The organism is Kordia sp. SMS9 (assembly GCF_003352465.1).
Lineage (GTDB): Bacteria > Bacteroidota > Bacteroidia > Flavobacteriales > Flavobacteriaceae > Kordia.
The window spans coordinates 4,537,317-4,553,446 of sequence record NZ_CP031153.1 but is presented as its reverse complement, the minus strand read 5'-3'; the positions used below and the strand labels follow the sequence as shown (position 1 = coordinate 4,553,446).

Sequence of the window (16,130 nt, the reverse complement as noted above, 5' to 3'; positions counted from 1 at the left end):
TGATTTATATAATAATTACTAATCTTTAAAATTCTGTTTTTGAGCTAATTAGGTTGTAAGTTTGAAATGAAAAAAAATATTAAAATCATGAAAAAGAAAAGTTTAAAAAAATTAAGTATTGGAAAAAGTATTGTTTCTGAATTTAGAAATGACAATGTAAAAGGTGGAATAAGTGGTACAGCGTGTCAACCGTCAACAGAATGTCCGGTGCCATCACTTGGATGTGAACCTTTCTCAATAATCAGAGCAAACTGTCAACTGACATTCAACTTATCGTGTACTTGTGGATAATTTGTAAAATGAATTGATTATTTTAAAAAAAGGTGTAATACATCTTCCAAAAAAATATAATCACAACAAACAATAAGAGCATCATTTTTCGAAGTGATGTTTTTTTAGTTCCACTTTTTTCCAATAAAAAAGATTGATAAATGTGATATTACACTTCAATCATAAAAAAATATAATTGATTTCATAATTTTTATTAATATGTAAAATTCTGTTTTTTAGGGAATTAGATTGTAAATTTAACTTGAAAATTAATCACAAAAATTAAATCATGAAAAAAAGAAAAGAATTAGGAAAACTTAGTCTATCTAAAAAAACAATTGGAAACTTAACTTCGTTTACAGGTGGAAGACCGCCAACAAGTTTCGATTGTGTGCCAGACAGACCTGCAGAACCATTTACTATTGAAACTATTTGTTGGACAGAGTCAAGAGACATCGCTTCCGAATGCTGGTGTTCATCTGGCGATAGTTTTGATTGTCCTTTTTAATACAGGTTTACTGCATTATAACATACAAAAGCATCATCTTTTTTAGGTGATGCTTTTTTATTTTCTAATAATTATTCCTCACATTTTGGATATACAATATAAACTTCGCAATTTTGAAACAAATACGATAGACACAAAATGATTTCAGAAGCGCAATTTCAAAAAGAATTAGAATTAATTATCTCCAATGCTATTCGTGAAGATGTCGGTACAGGCGATCACAGTTCATTAGCATGCATTCCAGCTACAGCAGAAGGAAAAGCGAAACTATTAGTAAAAGATGAAGGAATTATTGCAGGAATTGAATTCGCCAAAATGGTGTTCAATTACGTGGATGCAGACATGAACGTAGAAACCTTGATTGAAGATGGAAGTTCGGTAAAATATGGTGATATTGCGTTTTATGTTACAGGAAAATCACAATCCATTCTTAAAGCAGAACGTTTGGTGTTGAATGCTATGCAACGCATGAGCGCCATTGCGACAAAAACGAATATGTTTGTGAAATTGCTAGAAGGAACAGGCACCAAAATTCTCGATACCCGAAAAACTACGCCAGGCATTAGAGCATTGGAAAAATGGGCTGTAAAAATTGGCGGCGGCGTCAATCACCGTTTTGCATTGTATGATATGATCATGCTAAAAGACAATCATATTGATTTTTGTGGCGGAATTACGCAAGCAATTACCAAAACGAAGAATTACTTACAAGAAAACGAGCTGGATTTAAAAATCATTGTGGAAGCGCGTAACTTGGAAGAAATTGCTGAAATATTACAAACAGAAGGTGTGTACAGAATTTTGATTGATAACTTTAATTATGAAGATACACGAAAAGCCGTGAAAATGATTGGCGAGCAATGTTTGACGGAATCTTCAGGTGGCATCAACGAAAAAACCATTCGCGAATACGCACTTTGTGGTGTCAATTATATCTCATCTGGCGCATTGACACATTCTGTATACAATTTAGATTTAAGTCTAAAAGCCGTAGAATAATGTCCAAAGACATCGAAGACAAACTTGACAAAATTCCCATCATCAACATCTTGGTGATGTTGCTCAAAAAGGTAAAACTTCCGGGACTCGAAGGTTTGTCGCTCTATGATTTGTTAGAAATGTACATTGTAGGAATCATCAATGGAACACTTACAGCGCGTGCTGGCGCTATTGCTTTTAGTTTTTTTATGGCAATATTTCCATCGTTACTATTCTTTCTAAACTTACTTCCGTTTGTTCCTATCGAAAACTTTCAAGCAGATTTTATCAACACGATTACTTCCTTTTTACCAGAAGAATCAGGAGTTTTTTTAAATGAAATCATTGTAGACATTGTAAAAAATAAACGTGGCGGATTGCTTTCTTCCACATTTTTTCTCTCTATATTCTTAATGGCGAATGGTGTAGGCGCTATTTTTGCAGGGTTTGAAAACTCGTATTACATTCAAAAAAAGCGAAACTTTTTCAGGCAATATCTCATCGCATTAGGCATCGGAATCATGTTGGCACTATTATTGATTTTTACCATTGCTGTATTAGGATACGTAGAAATATACATACCATACTTAACAGGACAAGGAGGAAACTCAAGTACAGAACTCGGCATTAGCATTGCACAATTCTTCTTCTTAATTTCGATGGTATACATAGGAACAGCGATCTTGTATTATTTTGGAACACATCAAGGAAGAAGAGCAACATTCTTTTCTCCAGGCGCGTTACTGACTACGATACTAATTGTAGTTACTTCGTACCTTTTCGGAATATACATTGCCAATTTTTCCCAGTACAATGAACTATATGGTTCTATAGGAGCTTTGCTTATACTCATGTTATATATTTGGCTGAACGCGAATATATTACTCTTAGGATTTGAATTAAATGCTGCTATAGACATGTTAAAAATGAAAAATGACACTACCTAATTTATTATGTTTGCATAATAAAAAGTAGTATATTACGAACGAAAATTATAAATAAACCCAATAGAAAATGAAAAAGACAATTTATGCGTTCATCGCTTTTTTAATCGTAGGAATCAGTGCGGTAAGTGCACAACATGAAGTCGGAGCAGCAACCTTGCCAAACACGGTTACGTTTGAAGGTCAAGAATTGATATACAACGGCGCTGGTATACGTAAAAAAGCATGGTTTAAGCTGTATTCTGGCGGATTGTACCTGAAACAAAAATCAGGGAATGCGTATGACATCAGAACAGCTGATGAGTCAATGGCGATTAAATTACACATCACTTCCGGTATGATTTCTAGTAAGAAAATGATCAATGCCGTAGATGAAGGTTTTGAAAAATCTACAAAAGGAAAAACAGCGCCTATCGCAACTAAAATTGAAACGTTCAAGAACTTTTTTAGTGATGAAATTAACGACGGCGATATTTTTGACATTGCATACATCAAAGATAAAGGTGTAATTGTGTATAAAAATGGTACTGAAAAAGGCGTAATTCCTGGATTCGAATTCAAAAAAGCATTGTTCGGAATTTGGTTAGGAACAAAACCAGCCGACAAACGCTTGAAAAGCGGAATGTTAGGAAACGAATAAAAGTCACTTCACATGAAATCAACAGCAATTTGGATTATTGGAGTACTTTTTTCGATGCAATTGTGTGTAGCGCAAAGCGTTGTTGGAAAATGGAAAACCATTGACGATGAAACGGGCGAAGCCAAATCAATTGTAGAAATTTACCAGCAAAACGGTAAAATATACGGAAAAGTTGTAGATATTATAGATGCTTCAAAACGTGATGGATTGTGCGAAAAATGTAAAGATAGTCGTAAAAACAAGCCTGTTTTAGGAATGGAAATCATTGACGGACTCACAAAAGACGATGATGAATATTCGGATGGAAAAATTCTTGATCCTGAAAAAGGAAAAGAATACAAATGTAAAATCTGGCTCGATGAAGACAATGAAGACAAACTCTATGTGCGTGGATATGTTGCGTTTTTTTACCGAACTCAACATTGGTATCGCGTAGAATAATTAAAAAAACAAACTTAAAAAACCACTGCTGAAAAGGAGTGGTTTTTTTATGCAAAGTATGTACCTTTGAATAATGGCTTATTTCATTGATGTCATATTACCCATTCCGCTACAGCGACTGTTTACGTATAGCATTACAGAAGCCGAAGCACAATTTCTGCAACAAGGAATGCGCGTGGCCGTTCCGTTTGGAAAAAGTAAGGTATATACGGCGTTGGTCTACAAAATTCATCAAACGCCTCCAGAAGTCTACGAAGCTAAGGACATTCAGCAAATTCTGGACGAGCAACCTATAATTACTTCACAACAATTAAAACATTGGGAATGGATTGCCAGTTATTACATGGCGAGTTTGGGTGAAGTATTCCGATCGGCAGTTCCGAGCGCGTTTTTACTAGAAAGTGAAACCATTATTTCTAAATATGAAGGTGGAAATGTGGACGAAAGCCGGTTAAAAGACGATGAATTCTTAATTTTTGAAGCCTTACAGCATCAATCGTTATTGAAAATTCAAGAAATCAGCAGCATTCTTGGGAAAAAAAATGTAGTGTCCGTTTTAAAACGATTGATCGACAAAGAAGTCATTCAAGTATACGAAGAAATCTACGAGCAGTACAAACCGAAATTGGTTCGCTACGTCAAGCTTCACACGGATTACACGCGCGAAGAAAATCTTCAAGCATTACTAGATTCACTTAACAGAGCCAAAAAACAACGGGAAGTCATTCTTACGTTATTCTCAATCGCGGCAAGCACAAAACGTCCAATTTCTGTCAAAGAACTCACCAAACAAAGCAATACAAGTTCAGCAGTTATCAAAGCACTGATCGACAAGAATATTCTGGAAGAATACTACATTCAAAAAGATCGAATAGAATATAACGGTGACGAAACGGAAGCTTCAAAACAATTAAATCCATACCAAGAAGAAGCGTATAAAACCATTGAAAACGCTTTTAAAACGCAAGATGTTTGCTTGTTATATGGCGTTACATCTTCTGGAAAAACGGAAGTGTATGTGAAGCTCATTGAAAAAATAATCAATACAGGAAAACAAGTATTATATCTGTTGCCAGAAATTGCCTTAACCACACAACTCATTACACGATTGCAACAATACTTTGGGGAAAAAGTGGCGATTTATCATTCCAAATATTCTGTTCACGAACGCGTAGAAGTGTGGAATAATGTGTTGTACAACAAACCAAAAGCACAAATTGTCATTGGCGCGCGTTCTTCGTTACTATTGCCATTTTCAAATTTAGGATTGATCATTGTGGATGAAGAACACGAAACGTCCTTCAAGCAATTTGATCCTGCACCGCGATATCACGCTCGTGATGCTGCAATTGTATTGGCAAAAATTCACAGTGGAAAAATCGTGTTAGGTTCGGCAACACCAAGTGTGGAAAGTTATTATAACACACAAGTTAAAAAGTACGCCTTAGCAACGATTGCAAGACGTTACGGTGATGTTCTCATGCCAGATATGGAATTAGTCGATATCAAAGAAAAGCATCGTAAAAAGCGCATGAAAGGTCATTTTTCCGATCGTTTGTTAGAAGAAATTTCAGCAACGTTGGAAAATGGAGAACAAGTCATTTTATTTCAGAACCGTCGTGGATATGCGCCCATTATTGAGTGCAATACGTGCGGACATTCGCCACAATGTCCCAACTGTGATGTGAGTTTAACGTATCATCACTACAAAAACCAAATGCGTTGTCACTATTGCAGTCACCACATTGCCATGCAGCAACAATGTTTGGCGTGTGGAAGTCACGAATTGGATACCAAAGGTTTTGGAACGCAGCAAATAGAGCAGGAGCTACACGAACTATTGCCTGATGTAAAAGTAGGGCGAATGGATTTAGATACGACACGTGGAAAATACGGGTATCAAAAAATTATTTCGTCGTTTGAACAGCAAGAAATTCAAATCTTAGTGGGAACGCAAATGTTGACAAAAGGGTTGGATTTTAGAAACGTGAATTTGGTTGGAATCATGAATGCAGACAGTATGTTGAATTTTCCCGATTTCAGAGCGCATGAACGTAGTTTTCAGCTCATTCAACAAGTTGCCGGTCGCGCCGGAAGAACCAAAAAGCGAGGAAAAGTCATTGTGCAAACCTACAATCCGTATCATCAAATACTACAACAGGTTTCTGTAGGAAATTATCAAGGAATGTTTACAGACCAATTGAACGATCGACGACAATTTCACTATCCACCTTTTTACCGATTGATCAAAATTACGCTGAAACACAAGGAATATAACCGTGTGAACGATAGTGCGGCGTGGTTTGCAAAATCCTTGAAAAACAGCTTTGGTGACAACGTGTTAGGTCCAGAATTTCCACCAATCGCACGCATTCGGAACTTATATCTAAAACATATTTTGCTAAAAATTCCCAAGCAACAATCACTCGGAAAAACCAAAGAAGTCATTTCACGCATCAAAATCAGTTTCTTGTCTATTTCTGAATACAGAAGCGTTCGTGTGATTATTGATGTGGATACGGTTTGATATAGTATTGAGAATTGAGCTATTAGTATTGAGATTTTTTCAAAGTCAATTTGGAAATATTTTAGAAACAGATTACTTCGTTATGCTTCCTCGTAATGACATTTCAAAATTCAACTTCACAACACATCACTTCGATTTCTATGACAAAGGCAAGTGATTTTGATAAAATCTCTGAAACGTCATTACGAGCGAAAGCGTGGTAATCTCACTATCACCTATAATTTTCGTTATTTGAAGAGCGGGATTGCTACTCTCCAATCAAGTTGAAGATCGCAAAGACGTTTCTTTTTTTACCACGAATTCACAATATCTATTTTGTCTGTAATTGGTATTAGAAAGTAATTGACACATTGCCATATTTTCAAATTACTACATTAGACATGCGTCGCTTCGAGTAATTTTCAAAGAAAATTGTATTGATATGGACTTGTAAATCTGTTTTTTTATATTTTAGGAAATGAATAGTAGTCTAATCAAAGAGTAATAATATAAGTAAAATAGTTGTAGTTGTAGTCTGAGCAAAGTCGAAAACTAAATATTAGAAAGTGCTTCAGATAATTCTACTTTCTTGTTTCTACTCAGCGGAATCAATTGACCGTCAATTTCAACATTTTTACTGTTAAAACGATCTACTTTGTCCAAATTCACGATGTAAGACTTGTGAATACGCAGAAATTTATTCTCAGGAAGTTGCTTTTCAAAAGCTTTCATGGTAGAAAGTACAACAATATTACTTTCGTCCGTCACTAACTTGACATAATCACCCAAAGCTTCAATCCATTTGATACTATTTAAAATAACTTTGCGTTTTTTCAAATTACTTTTTACAAAAATATGATCGTCGTCTTCGTTGCTTTTTGCACCGTAATTAGATTTATCTAACGCACGCGCAATTGCTTTGTCAAAGCGTTCTTTCGTTAAAGGTTTGTGTAGAAAGTCGGTAACATCGTAGTTAAAAGCTTTAAAAGCATATTCAGTTTTACCAGTAACCATGATTACTTGTGGCGGATTTTTTAAAGACTCTAACAAGTCAAATCCATTCAAAACAGGCATTTCAATGTCGAGAAAGATCAAATCGACATTGTTAGTTTTTAAACCATTTTTCGCTTCAATGGCGTTACTATATTCGGCAATTAAATTTAAAGAAGGATGATTCAATATCAACTTGGCAACAGCCATGCGTTGAATAGAAGAATCATCTACGATAATACAGTTAAGCTTCATAAGCGTGCTAGCGATTTTTTGTAATTTGGGTACATGCAATGTTATAAAAAATAAATCAAAACCACAACAAATTAGCGGATTTATTAATCATTTTATCGAAAAAAAAGGGGAAGTATAGTTTGTATTAAAATAAATAAACAGTACATTTGCGCCCAATTTCAATTAAAAATAGTATTTATGAATCATTATGAAACTGTTTTCATTTTAAATCCCGTTTTATCTGAAACTCAGATAAAGGAAACAGTAGCGAAATTTGAGGATTTCATCGTTTCTAGAGGTGGCAAAATGATTTCAAAAGAAGATTGGGGACTAAAAAAGTTAGCATACCCAATTCAGCACAAAAAAAGTGGTTTTTATCACTTATTCGAATTCCAAGCTCCAGGAGAAGTAATTACTCCGTATGAGTTAGAGTTTAGACGTGACGAGCGTATTATGCGTTATTTAACGGTACGTTTAGACAAGCATGCAATCGCTTGGGCAGAAAAAAGAAGAAATAGAAAAACCGCTAAATCTTAAGAAATTATGTCTTCAATTGAACAACAAGCAAAAGGAAAGAAAGAAGGAGAAATCAGGTATTTAACTCCTTTGAACATTGAAACTACAAAAGCTAAAAAGTATTGTCGTTTCAAGAAGTCAGGTATCAAATATGTTGACTATAAAGATCCAGATTTTTTATTCAAATTTGTAAACGAGCAAGGAAAATTATTACCACGTCGTTTAACAGGAACTTCATTAAAGTATCAACGAAAAGTGTCTGTAGCTGTGAAAAGAGCGCGTCACTTAGCATTAATGCCATACGTTGGCGATATGTTAAAATAAAATAGAGACAGATTATGGAACTTATTTTAAGACAAGACGTTGAAAACTTAGGATTTAAAGATGACGTTGTAACTGTGAAAAACGGATACGGAAGAAATTATTTAATTCCTCAAGGATTTGCAACATTAGCAACAAGTTCAGCTAAAAAAGTTTTAGCAGAAAACTTGAAACAAAAAGCATATAAAGAACAGAAATTAGTAGATGAGGCTAACGCAACTGGAAAAGCATTGTTAGGCTTAGAAATTAAAATTACTGCAAAAACAGGAGCTGGAACAAAATTATTTGGATCAGTAAATAACATCGACTTAGCAGAAGCTTTAAGCAAAGAAGGTCACACAATTGAGAAGAAATTCATCAAAGTGATCGGTGGAAGCGTAAAAAGAACTGGTAAATACGAAGCAAAAGTAAGATTACACAGAAGTGTTGTAGTAGACTTACCTTTTGAAGTAATTGCAGAAGCAAAATAATAACGAATTTCGTTATGTCATGAGCCACTCAAATTTGAGTGGCTTTTTTTATGGAAACAGGTTCATTAATTGTAAATTTGCACACTTTTTTACGCAAGAACATGAAATATTCAAGACTCACCAAAGAACAATTAGAAGAATTACACCAAGAATTCATCAACTTTTTGGCGACACAATCCATCACAGCAGAAGAATGGGCAACTTTAAAAATAGAAAAACCTGAAGTAGCCGAACAAGAAATAGATGTATTTAGCGATTTAGTGTGGGAAGGTGTGCTAACACAAGCAAAATTCCTTGAAAATATTTCGTCGCAGCATCTTTATTTATTTCACTTGCGTGAAGATGAAATGAAATTAATTGCTGTTAAAATCTTAAATGAAGCCGTCGACATTACAACGAAAGAAGGTTTTCAATGGTTGCGAGACAATTACACTTCCGAAGAAGTTGAAATCTTAACCGCAAACAAAGGCTATTCGGAAGACAGAAACGCGGATAAATTCGCACTGATACAACAAGGTTCAAACATTACCAAAGGACAACTTTTCCAGTGGTTTGAAGCGATGCTGGCGTAAATGACTATTTGCTAAAATAACAAAGGCATCACGAAAATTTTCACAATGCCTTTTCTAATTAAAATATATTGAATGTTATTTTATTGAAAATAATGATTTAATAAATGCAATCATTTTTTCAATAAAAGAGAGGTTTTCGCCTTCTTTTTCAGAGGTGCTTTCCAAAGCTACTTCTTCATCAGAATGAGACTGTTGGATTTGAATAAACCAATTTGAATTCATCGTATCGCTTACCGTCAAATATGTATAGGTCGATATTTTTTCATTTATAATAGATAAATATGGACACAGGTATTTGCCAGAAAACTTTTCACTGAATATATATACCGCTTCATTTTCATGAATCGTAGGATCGTTTGGTGTTGGAATTACTTTTTTAATCTTCCAGCGCATATTTTTATCATCTGCTTGCGAATACTTGTAATAATAGATTTCATAGGTTGTAATTCCATCCCAAGCACCCAAATGACTGTATTTGCCAACTTTGGGTTCTTGTGTTGTTAGATAAATAGTATCGCCATCCTGTACGACATTTGAACTATTGGAAGCATCTGAAATTTTTAACACAACTGGATTTGTACGAACTGTGGGAAGGTATTCTTCTCTGGAGATTTCAAAATGTTCTACTTCTGGACCTACAAAGGCATTTCCTAACTCTAAATTTAGATGAATGTATTGCCCAAACTGAACTTCTTTGCCTTTTGTTTGTGGTTGTAAAGCAAACGGTTCTGACCACATAAAACATGTTTTTTGTGGAATAGGATTTGGAGCTGTTTTTCCCCAAGAAGGATATTGAAAATATTGCGTAGTTACTGCGTCTGTAGGATGTGATCGTTGTGAAAAATCAATAATGGCAAAACCGTGGTTAAAAAACTCATTTTCAACGTCTAACGTTGCGTTTGAATCAGTGGAAAAAGGAACTTCAGGAAATGTTTGTTTATAAGGTGTTTCACTTTCTGGTTCTTCGTAGGCACTGGCACCAACCAAACGTCCAATTGGTAATCCAAACAAATTATTTTGATATTTTACTTGATTGTGTTCGTGTCCCCAAAACCAGCCTGCTACTTTATTGCCAAAATACGGACGAAAAAAATCAACTAAGTTTTTATTCAGGTACGGAATTGAACCATAAGTTCCAGTAAGGCCGTTGATTTCAGCATTTCCAGAAAATACTTGGTGATGTGATAATAAAATAGAAGCACCACTAAAATTATCAAGTTTATCTTGATGCCATTCAGGTTCGTTTGGATGCAAAAAAGGACCATCTTTAGGGAAGCGGGCACTTAAAGGACCGCCGTCACAATATCCAGTATCCATTCCTAAAAATTGCCAACCATTATCTTCGGTACGCAGACAAAAGTAACTGGCTTCTTGTGTAGCGTTGATTCCTTTACTTTTCAATCCAGTGTTTAACTTGGCTACCATTTGGTAATATCCATACGCAAAACTGTAATAATCATGGTTTCCAGGAATGGTAAACACAGGAATTTGTTTATATTTCGCAAACAATCTTTGGAAAATATCATAAAAATTAGCGTCGCATTCGTCAGGTGTTCCTGCATAATAAATATCTCCAAGATGAATAATTACATCTGGCTGATGATTTTTCAAAATCATTTCCAATAAATATTCGCCATCTTGCATGCCTGTTCCCCAATCGCCAATAATTGCGACTTTAGCATCATTTGGAATTTTATAATCGATGACTCCAAAATTGAGTCCTCCATTTTTCGTCCAATCGTTATACTTTTTTACACTCTTATATTGTTTTTTAAATTTTAGATACTCTTCCAAACAATATGCCCAGCCACAATCATCAGCATCGCTGTATCGTCTAAATTTCTTGCCCCAACGTGCTGCCAGTTCCTCACAAAGTTTATAAGCATCTTTTGAAGCGCTATCAGCATCCGTCGCAGTCATAGCTTTTTGAAAAAATAAAGAAGAAAAATAAGCGCCAAATTCATCGTCCGTGGAATTTTCTGTGGGTTCTGGTATAAATGTGTGGGTTTCTATGGAATTATTAGCTTCACATTGAGCGGCTAAATGACTGGTTCCTGAAACCATGAAATGCTCTTGTACATGCGTTAAATTCACAGGAGTTTGAGCTTTTTGTAATTTTTTAGCGTGTTGCACTGCGTATGCAGCAACTACAGATTGCCACAGAGATACTTGTTGAATTCTGACGCGTAATGGCGGAATAGATATTTGATTCATAAGAAAATAATATAGTTGGTTGGTTTAATTATTCAATCAAAGTACGCTTTTTGCCTACAAACACAAAATTCAATCGCCAATACTAATAATCTATCGACATGAGACTATTTTAAATTTTAATCACAAAAAAATAGACTTATATTTGCGGCACAATTCACAATCATGGCACAAAAACCAAGCATACCAAAGGGAACACGCGATTTTTCTCCGATAGAAGTTGCAAAACGTAACTACATTTTTAACATCATACAATCAGCTTTTCAAAGCTTTGGATTTCAACCGATTGAAACACCATCGTTTGAAAAGTCAAGTACGTTGTTAGGAAAATATGGGGAAGAAGGTGATCGCTTGATTTTTAAAATCTTGAACTCTGGAGAAAAGGTGCGAAAAGCAGACTTAAAAGCTTTGGAAGAAGGGAATTTAGCGCGTTTTTCAAATTCATTAGCCGAAAAAGCCTTGCGGTATGATTTAACGGTTCCTTTTGCGCGCTATGTGGTACAACACCAAAATGATATAACGTTTCCTTTTAAACGCTATCAAATTCAGCCAGTTTGGCGTGCTGATAGACCGCAACATGGAAGATTTCAAGAATTTTTTCAATGTGATGCGGATGTCGTAGGTTCTACCTCACTTTGGCAAGAAGTGGAATTTGTGCAATTGTATGATAAAGTTTTTTCAGAGTTAGGTTTGAATGGCGTCACGATCAAAATTAACAATCGTAAAATACTATCAGGTTTGGCGGAAGTCATTGGTGCTAAAGATAAACTGATTGATTTCACAGTCGCCTTAGACAAACTTGATAAGATTGGCGAAGATGGAGTGAAAAATGAAATGATGCAAAAAGGCATTTCTGCGGAAGCGATCGAAAAAGTACAGCCATTATTCAGTTTTTCTGGAAATCTGGATGAAAAACTAGACTTGCTAAAAGCGCTTTTAGCTACTTCGGAAGAAGGCATGACGGGAATTTCAGAACTCGAATTTGTCTTTGAAGCCATTGAAGTCTTAGGTTTAGAAACAGCCACGTTGGACTTAGATGTTACACTTGCTAGAGGATTGAATTATTACACAGGAGCCATTTATGAAGTAGCGGCGCCAGAAGGTGTAAAAATGGGTTCTATTGGCGGCGGCGGACGTTATGATGACTTAACAGGCATTTTTGGTTTAAAAGATGTGAGCGGTGTGGGAATTTCGTTTGGTTTGGATAGAATCTACTTGGTTTTGGAAGAATTGGACTTATTTCCAGAAACGGTTTCCGATAAAGTAGAGGTGTTGTGTGTAAATTTTGGCGAAAAAGAAGCCTTAGCGTCTTTAAAACTCATCAAAGTATTGCGAGAAGCTGGAAAAAGTGCAGAGTTATTTCCAGACAATAAAAACATTAACAAGCAGATGAATTATGCCAATAAACGCGATATTCCGTATGTAATCATCATAGGAGGAAATGAACTCGCAAACAACACGTGCATTGTCAAAAACATGAAAAACGGTACACAATTGGAAGTTCCATTTGATGAAGTGTTGACGGCATTTTGAAATTATAAATGTTAAATGCTGAATTTTAAATGTAAAAGTGTTTTGAAGCACTAAAAGTTCAGTTTCAAAGTACTTCTCGATACAAATTTGTTGCACAAATTCACTCGAAGTGACGATTTGAAAATCGAAGTACAGGAGTTTGTTAGAACGGAGTCATTCAACATTTAAAATCTAACAGCGCAAAGCACGATCTAACATCTAAGAACCTATAACAGTCTGTGATTTTTGAAGATTATATTCTGAATATGAAAGTATTTTGTGCTAACAAGTAATTTAGTTTTAGAGTACTTTTCGATACAAATTTGTTGCACAAATTCACTCGAAGTGACGATTTGAAAATCGAAGTACAGGAGTTTGTTAGAACGGAGTCATTCAACATTTAAAATCTAACAGCGCAAAGCGCGATCTAACATCTAATAGCGGTCTAACATCTAAGAACCTATAACAGTCTGTGATTTTTGAATATCATATTCTGAATATGAAAGTATTTTGAGCTAACAAGTAATTTAGTTTTAGAGTACTTTTCGATACAAATTTATTGCACAAATTCACTCGAAGTGACGATTTGAGAATCGAAGTACAGAAGTTTGTTAGAACGGAGTCATTCAACATTTAAAATCTAACATTTAACATTAAAAACATTCTTTTTAAGAGCCAAGAGCCAAGAGCCAAGAGCCAAGAGCCAAGAGCCAAGAGCCAAAAAGCGTTTACACTGAGCGAAGCCGAAGTGAAGCGGTCTAACATCTAAAAAAATCTAAAGATTTTTTTTATACGTCTTACGTCGTTTATGCGTTACAGGATCAAAGTGTTTCCAAAGTTGATGAATTGCAGTGTTTTCAATCAATTCGGGTGTTCTAATGCATTCCTGTATGTTCTTTTCGGTAAAAGTAAGGTAGTATTCCATGAAGATAATCGCGGTCAATCCTTTGTTTTGATATTCCGGATGCACGCCAATTAGGTAAAACGTGATGTTTTCTGGCTTTTTTCGAGCTTTCAACATGTGAAAAATCCCGAAAGGGAATAACTTGCCTTTTGTTTTTTGTAATGCTCTAGCGAAAGAGGGCATCACAATCGCAAACGCGACTAATTTGTCATCTTTATCAACCACAAACTTTATAAATTCAGGATTGATAAATCCGATATATCTATTTCTAAAATATTCCTTTTGAATGTCATTGATAGGCACAAAAGATGCCAAAGACGCATACGAAGCGTTGAATAAATCAAACATTTCATCCACATACGGCATAATGTCTTTCGTCTTTGTAAAGTTGAGCGGACGCAGTTGATAGCGCTTTTTGATCAAATTTTGAACACGCTCAAAATACTTAGGTTTTACATTTTCAAAAGGAAACTTATTTTCTAAATATTCTTTTTCTTTTACCAATCCGTGATGAATCAAGTGTTTTTCATAATACGGATGATTGTACCAAGTAATCATGGTGCCAATATGATCAAAACCTTCCGTTAAGACACCTACTTTATCTAAATTTGAAAATCCTACCGGACCTTCCATATATTCTAACTTGTGTGAACGACCAATTTCAGCTACTTTCTCCAACAATGCTTTTGAAACTTCCAAATCGTCAATCATATCAAACCAGCCAAAACGCATTTTGGACAATTTTTGTTCTTTCACTTCAATCCAATTGACAATAGCTGCTACACGACCAACAATTTTCCCATCTTTATACGCTAAGAAAAACTGTGCATCTGCATCTAAAAAAGCGGGATTTTTATCTTTATTGAACGTTTCTAATTCGTCTTTGATAATTGGTGGAACCCAATATGGAGAATCTTTGTAAATGCTGAACGGAAATTTTACAAAGGCTTTTAATTCTTTTTTATTGGTTACTTCTCGAACGTCAATCATTAACTAGGAAATTTGGTTGGTAAAAAGATTAGTTTTCGTTACCGTCGTCGTCGTTATCGTCGTCGTCATTTTCTTCTTTATCTTTTTTCTTCTTATTTTTTAGTTCTTCCTCTTTTGGATCTTGTTCATCAATCGGAATCAGCTCATCTTCATGCCACATGTCAATTCGGTACGAAAGTCCCAAACCTGCAAAAATTCGTGTCGGCGTATTTTTCACACCAGCACCAATGTAGGCGTCTAACTGAAAATCATCTCCTAATAAATATGCGCCACCAGCTCTAAAAAGGGCATCTGCATATTGATCGCTGTCAATTCCTTGATGCTCTACAAACGCAGACCATTTTGGATTGTCAAATGCATGTGTCAAGGTCAAAATATAGCTCAATTCTTTAGAATCGGAAGTAATACGATCGTACGTAATATTAGATACAAATACCCAGCGACCTGCAAAGTGACTTTGTGTAGCGATGGTTACTTTTGGACTTATAGAAGGTTCCGTCACTGGAAAATAAGGATTGTCTGAAAATACAAAATTTGCACCTGCATATATCCCAATAGCAGGAATTAAATCTTTCCATCGGAAGGAATTGTTGGCTTTCCAACTGTATAAATTTGGTTCTTCCAATTCGGACTTTAAATACGGATCATAAAGCATATAATGCGCACCAATGGTATGTGTTAAAAAACCATTTCTATTAAATTCAAAAGCGGGACTTGTGGTATTGCTCGTAAAGGTATCAAACTGATAGGCACCTTCCCAGCGTAATTCCAATTGTTCTTTAAACAAACCGTAACGAAGCGCAAAATCAAGTCCAAACGCATCTACTTGAGTATTGAGTTTTTTATGTTCTTGAAAATCTACAAACATACCAGTTTCAAACTGTAATACATTTTTACCAACAGCATAAGCACCAACAGAAGCGCCAGGTCGATTGGAATTGATCACATCTGTATATTGTGCAAATACAGCAGTTGAGAAAAATAAAAAACCAAAAATTGCTAAGAAAGATGTTCGTTTCATATATCAGTAATAAGTTGTTTAAAAATGTTTAAGAAAATAGTTGTCAAAATTAGGCACTCGCTAAATAGAAACGGAGCGACGCGTATTTTTCTTAAAATTTTA

16 protein-coding genes are annotated in these 16,130 nt (G+C 35.2%); 12 read left to right on the top strand and 4 right to left on the bottom strand.

Going from position 1 to position 16,130, the window contains the following annotated elements; genetic code table 11:
• The first annotated feature begins 87 nt into the window (after nt 1–87).
• From KORDIASMS9_RS19320 to priA, 7 genes are all read left to right on the top strand, one after another.
• Entirely contained in the window at nt 88–291 is a 204-nt protein-coding gene (locus tag KORDIASMS9_RS19320; RefSeq protein ID WP_162820060.1) for a hypothetical protein, read from the top strand.
• Between the two features lie 268 nt (nt 292–559).
• Complete coding sequence (locus tag KORDIASMS9_RS19315) at nt 560–778, top strand: hypothetical protein (protein WP_114904427.1); 219 nt, start codon at nt 560–562, stop codon at nt 776–778.
• Between the two features lie 138 nt (nt 779–916).
• Nucleotides 917–1,777 (top strand): carboxylating nicotinate-nucleotide diphosphorylase, encoded by an 861-nt coding sequence (nadC, locus tag KORDIASMS9_RS19310; RefSeq protein ID WP_114904426.1) that lies wholly within the window; start codon nt 917–919, stop codon nt 1,775–1,777.
• On the top strand, nt 1,777–2,703 hold the full coding sequence (locus KORDIASMS9_RS19305) for a YihY/virulence factor BrkB family protein (protein WP_114904425.1): 927 nt from the start codon (nt 1,777–1,779) through the stop codon (nt 2,701–2,703). The genes nadC and KORDIASMS9_RS19305 overlap by 1 nt, the downstream gene beginning before the upstream one ends.
• Before the next feature lie 67 nt (nt 2,704–2,770).
• On the top strand, nt 2,771–3,340 hold the full coding sequence (locus tag KORDIASMS9_RS19300) for a chalcone isomerase family protein (RefSeq protein WP_114904424.1): 570 nt from the start codon (nt 2,771–2,773) through the stop codon (nt 3,338–3,340).
• 12 nt (nt 3,341–3,352) lie between these two features.
• Nucleotides 3,353–3,781, top strand: a complete 429-nt coding sequence (locus KORDIASMS9_RS19295; RefSeq protein ID WP_114904423.1) for a DUF2147 domain-containing protein — start codon at nt 3,353–3,355, stop codon at nt 3,779–3,781.
• A 73-nt stretch (nt 3,782–3,854) separates the two neighbouring features.
• Complete coding sequence (gene priA / locus KORDIASMS9_RS19290) at nt 3,855–6,308, top strand: primosomal protein N' (RefSeq protein ID WP_114904422.1); 2,454 nt, start codon at nt 3,855–3,857, stop codon at nt 6,306–6,308.
• 531 nt (nt 6,309–6,839) lie between these two features.
• On the opposite strand, the gene KORDIASMS9_RS19285 is transcribed toward priA, so the two are convergent.
• Nucleotides 6,840–7,532: a LytTR family DNA-binding domain-containing protein gene (locus KORDIASMS9_RS19285; RefSeq protein ID WP_114904421.1), complete on the bottom strand. Its 693-nt coding sequence runs from the start codon at nt 7,530–7,532 to the stop codon at nt 6,840–6,842.
• A gap of 177 nt (nt 7,533–7,709) precedes the next feature.
• Here KORDIASMS9_RS19285 and rpsF point away from each other — a divergent pair, with 177 nt between their 5' ends.
• From rpsF to KORDIASMS9_RS19265, 4 genes are all read left to right on the top strand, one after another.
• Nucleotides 7,710–8,048: a 30S ribosomal protein S6 gene (rpsF, locus tag KORDIASMS9_RS19280; RefSeq protein ID WP_114904420.1), complete on the top strand. Its 339-nt coding sequence runs from the start codon at nt 7,710–7,712 to the stop codon at nt 8,046–8,048.
• A gap of 3 nt (nt 8,049–8,051) precedes the next feature.
• A complete protein-coding gene (rpsR, locus tag KORDIASMS9_RS19275; RefSeq protein WP_205318082.1) occupies nt 8,052–8,351 on the top strand; it encodes a 30S ribosomal protein S18 in 300 nt (99 codons plus the stop codon).
• A gap of 14 nt (nt 8,352–8,365) precedes the next feature.
• The gene (gene rplI, locus KORDIASMS9_RS19270) at nt 8,366–8,818 is read left to right on the top strand and encodes a 50S ribosomal protein L9 (protein WP_114904418.1); all 453 of its coding nucleotides are present in this window, start codon (nt 8,366–8,368) and stop codon (nt 8,816–8,818) included.
• 101 nt (nt 8,819–8,919) lie between these two features.
• On the top strand, nt 8,920–9,390 hold the full coding sequence (locus KORDIASMS9_RS19265) for a DUF6495 family protein (protein WP_114905296.1): 471 nt from the start codon (nt 8,920–8,922) through the stop codon (nt 9,388–9,390).
• A gap of 75 nt (nt 9,391–9,465) precedes the next feature.
• Here KORDIASMS9_RS19265 and KORDIASMS9_RS19260 read toward each other — a convergent pair whose 3' ends face one another.
• Complete coding sequence (locus KORDIASMS9_RS19260) at nt 9,466–11,604, bottom strand: metallophosphoesterase (protein WP_114904417.1); 2,139 nt, start codon at nt 11,602–11,604, stop codon at nt 9,466–9,468.
• Nucleotides 11,605–11,766: 162 nt separating this feature from the next.
• Here KORDIASMS9_RS19260 and hisS point away from each other — a divergent pair, with 162 nt between their 5' ends.
• Entirely contained in the window at nt 11,767–13,134 is a 1,368-nt protein-coding gene (hisS, locus tag KORDIASMS9_RS19255) for a histidine--tRNA ligase (protein ID WP_114904416.1), read from the top strand.
• 754 nt (nt 13,135–13,888) lie between these two features.
• On the opposite strand, the gene KORDIASMS9_RS19250 is transcribed toward hisS, so the two are convergent.
• A complete protein-coding gene (locus KORDIASMS9_RS19250) occupies nt 13,889–15,007 on the bottom strand; it encodes a GTP cyclohydrolase (protein WP_114904415.1) in 1,119 nt (372 codons plus the stop codon).
• A gap of 28 nt (nt 15,008–15,035) precedes the next feature.
• A complete protein-coding gene (locus KORDIASMS9_RS19245; protein WP_114904414.1) occupies nt 15,036–16,028 on the bottom strand; it encodes a transporter in 993 nt (330 codons plus the stop codon).
• Between the last annotated feature and the right edge of the window lie 102 nt (nt 16,029–16,130).